The following is a 3,534-nucleotide window of genomic DNA, read 5'->3' on the forward strand; positions in this document are numbered from 1 at the left end:
CCGCTCGGTGCGCACCGCGCCGTACGGCGAGGGCAGGCGGCTGCTCATCGTCACCGGCGAGCACTTCAAGCCGGGTACGGCGGACGTGGCCGAGCGGTTCGGGCGGCTGGCCGGCTGGGCCGCCGAGCACTTCCCCGGCATCGACGTCGTCCATCACTGGGCCACCCAGGACAACGACGCGACCGACACCGTGCCGCTGGTGGGCCCCTTCCATCCGGCGGCCCGTCACACCTACGTGGCCACCGGGTTCGGCGGCTGGGGCATGAGCGGCGGGGTCATGGCCGGCCGGCTGCTGACCGCGCTGATCTCGGGCGAGCGGCCGCCGTGGGCGGATCTGTACGACCCGAGGCGGCTGGTGAGCACCCTGCGGGAGGCCCCGGCGTTCCTGCGGCACCAGACGGAGGTGGGCCGGCACTTCGTCGGCGACCGGCTGCGCCCGGCCCGGGAGGGTTCCGTCGCGGACGTCGCTCCCGGCACCGGGGCCGTGATCCGGGTGGGCGGCCGCCGCTGCGCCGTGTACCGGGACGAGGCGGGTGCGGTGAGCGCCGTCTCGGCGCGCTGTACGCACCTGGGCTGTCTGGTGTCGTTCAACGCGGCCGAGCGGGCGTGGGAGTGCCCCTGCCACGGGTCGCGTTTCGCGACGGACGGGGCCGTGCTCCAGGGACCCGCGGTGCGGCCGCTGGAGCCGCGGCAGGTGGCGGAGGAACCCGAGGAGGAGTAGCGGGCTCCCGGCCGTTCAGCGGTCCGGGGCCGTTCAGCGGTCCGGGGCCGTTCAGCGGTCCGGGCGGCGCGGGGGCCGGGTGACCGGCGAGGGTGCCGGGACCGGGCCCGGGACCGGGCCGGGCGGGGGCAGGGGGTCGGGCCCGGGGGGCGGGGGCGGCGGCCGGTCGGGCTCGGGCTGGGGCGGGGCCGGCGGTACGGGGTCGGGGCCGCCGGGGCCCGGTTCCGGGCCGGGCACGGGACCGGGCCGGGGGCCGCCGGGGCCGGGGGCCGGGGTGGGACTGGGGGGCACGGGGTCGGTCGGCCGGGACGGTCCGTCCTCGGGTGCCGCACCTGCCGTGCGTGGGTCGGTCATGGGGTCCTCCGTCTCGGGACGGGTCACTCGCCGACGGCCTGCTGCATGCGTACGCGCAGGAAGTGCAGCAGGTCCGCGCCGGTGAGCGCGGTGAGGGTGGCGGCCGCCAGCCGGGTGGCGCGCGGGGCGAAGACCAGCCCGGCCGCGAGGCCGGTGGCGATCCACATGCCCGTGCAGAAGGGGCAGGTGATGAGCTCGCCGAGGGCCTTGCGGGCACCGTGGCCGCGGACGTCCTCGTCGAGTTCGGCGGGGCCGGTGGTGCCCCGGAAGCGGGTGAAAGGCGCTCTGAGGGGGCTGGTGACCGGGTCCTTGGCGACCAGCCGGGAGAGCCGGTGCGTCGCGCCGGCGCACAGCAGCACGTCCCAGGGGGTCGGCTCGGGCAGCGACCGGCGGGTCAGCCGGGCGGCGGCCGCGAGGGCCGCGATGCCGGCCGCGTACACACCCATCGCCCCGGCGTAGGCGCCGAGGGGGTGGTCCGCGTCGCCGGCGTACGCCTGCCGCTCCTCGCCGATCGCCGCCATGAGGCAACGGTGGCACGCCACACTCAGACCCGCTCCGCTGCCGTGGTCCATCCGGCTCACCGCCCTCCGAGAGTGCCGGGTACCCTCGGGCCCGGCCGTGAAACGAACGGCCCCCGGCAGCTCCCGGCAGCCCTCAGTGGAGGTGGTCGCGATGCGCAAACCCGCTCTCCGTCCGGTCGTCTGGTATCCCCCGCCCCGCCCGCGCCGGGCCCGGGCCGCGGTCGGCCGCGTGCCGCTGCCGCCCGTGCGCCGGCTGCCGCTGGGCGCGACGGGCCCGGAGGACGTGCGGGTGGACGCCGCCGGCCGGGTGCTGACCGGGGTGGCGGACGGGCGGGTGCTGAGCCTGGACGGCGACGGCGGCCCCGTGCGCACGGTCGCCGTCACGGGCGGGCGGCCGCTGGGCCTGTGTCCGCTTCCCGACGGCCGGCTGCTGGTGTGCGTCGCGGAGCGCGGACTGCTGCGCGTCGACCCGGAGTCGGGGCGGACCGAGACACTGCTGCGGGAGGCGGCGGGCCGGCCGCTGACGGTGTGCAGCAACGTGGTGGCCGCGCCCGACGGCACCCTGTACGTCAGCGACAGCAGTGGCCGGTTCCGGCTGGAGCACTGGATGGGCGATCTGCTGGAGCACTCGGGCACCGGCCGGCTGATCCGTTACGAGCCGGGCGGGAAGGCCGAAGTCGTGCTGGACGGGCTGCAGTTCGCCAACGGCGTCGCGCTCGCCCGGGACGCGTCCTGGGTGGTGGTGGCGGAGACCGGCGCCTACCGGCTCACCCGGCTGTGGCTGACGGGACCGAGGGCGGGCACGCGGGACGTCCTCATCGACAACCTGCCGGGCTTTCCGGACAACCTGTCCACCGGCCCGGGCGGTGTCGTCTGGGTGGCGATGGCCGGGCCCCGGGACCCCGCCCTGGATCTGCTGCACCGCACTCCTCCGGCGCTGCGCCGGGCCCTGTGGGCACTGCCGTCCGGGTTGACGCCCGGTGCCCGTGCCACGGCCTGGGTGATCGGCGTCGGCGAGGACGGGCGGGTGGTGCACGACCTTCAGCGTCCACGCGCGGGCTATCGCATGGTGACCGGTGTCTGCGAGCACCGGGGGCGGCTGTATCTGGGCAGCCTGCTGGAGTCGGCCGTCGGCGTCGTGGATCTGCCCGACTGAACGCGGCGCATTCCGGTGTGACGAAAGGCCGGAATTACGGCTCCGGCCTTTCGCTTTTCTCTCCCTGTTCACCGTGGATATCGGTTCACCACCGATACCACCTGCCCTTCGTGCCGCCGGCGCCGGTGCTGCGGAAGAGGAATCCGAGCAGCCACACCACCAGCACCACCAGGGCGATCCACCACAACACGTGCAGGGCGAAGCCCGCTCCCCCGAGAATGAGGGCGAGCAGGAGAACGAGTATCAGCGCGGCCATTTCCGCCTCCCGAATTCCGGTGTGGGTTGTGGTGGGCCCGTACCCGCCGGGAGGGCGCGCGAACACCGGGGAAAGGGGCGTCAAGAAGCACGGCGAGGAATGACGGTGAGCCGTTCACCACAGGGTGAGCGCGGACAGCAGCCCGATCCCCGCCATCGCCCAGGCCACGTAGTCGCCCACGTGCCCGGAGTGCAGCCGGCGCAGGGGGGCGGCCCAGCGGAGGGCGGGGACCGGCCGGTGGACGGCCCGCGCGGCGAGGGCGACGGCGAGCGCGCCGGACAGCAGTCCGAGCAGCACGCCGCTCCAGCTCCACCACTCCCCCGCGTGCGGCACGGGTTCGGGAACGGGCCGTCCGTCGAGCACGGCGGCGGCGTAGCCGGCGTGGTCGGTGAACGCTTCGGCGGCGACCGCGACACCGCGGGCCAGGGCGGGCACGGTGCCGACGGCGAGGGATCCGGCGAGCAGGACGGCGGCCACCGCCGTCATGGGCCGGGGAGGGCGCCCTATCGGTCGGCCGGTCTCCGGC

General features: G+C 76.1%; 4 protein-coding genes and 1 pseudogene. 2 read left to right on the forward strand and 3 right to left on the reverse strand.

Annotated features, from left to right (window positions below):
• Positions 1-721: (2Fe-2S)-binding protein (locus AB0K09_RS31475; protein WP_366068807.1), on the forward strand; the 721-nt coding region annotated here is incomplete at its 5' end.
• Positions 722-1,098: 377 nt separating this feature from the next.
• Here the strand turns inward: AB0K09_RS31475 and AB0K09_RS31480 are convergent.
• Entirely contained in the window at positions 1,099-1,596 is a 498-nt protein-coding gene (locus AB0K09_RS31480) for a DUF1360 domain-containing protein (RefSeq protein WP_366068808.1), read from the reverse strand.
• A gap of 151 nt (positions 1,597-1,747) precedes the next feature.
• On the opposite strand from AB0K09_RS31480, the gene AB0K09_RS31485 reads away from it, so the two are divergent.
• Positions 1,748-2,752 (forward strand): SMP-30/gluconolactonase/LRE family protein, encoded by a 1,005-nt coding sequence (locus tag AB0K09_RS31485; protein WP_366068809.1) that lies wholly within the window; start codon positions 1,748-1,750, stop codon positions 2,750-2,752.
• Between the two features lie 85 nt (positions 2,753-2,837).
• On the opposite strand, the gene AB0K09_RS31490 is transcribed toward AB0K09_RS31485, so the two are convergent.
• Both AB0K09_RS31490 and AB0K09_RS31495 read right to left on the reverse strand, forming a co-directional pair.
• Positions 2,838-3,008, reverse strand: a complete 171-nt coding sequence (locus AB0K09_RS31490) for a hydrophobic protein (RefSeq protein WP_366068810.1) — start codon at positions 3,006-3,008, stop codon at positions 2,838-2,840.
• Between the two features lie 114 nt (positions 3,009-3,122).
• A pseudogene (locus tag AB0K09_RS31495) lies at positions 3,123-3,534 on the reverse strand (NADH-quinone oxidoreductase subunit D); the annotation flags it as partial.

Origin of the sequence: Streptomyces sp. NPDC049577 (assembly GCF_040675635.1) — a bacterium.
Lineage (GTDB): Bacteria > Actinomycetota > Actinomycetes > Streptomycetales > Streptomycetaceae > Streptomyces.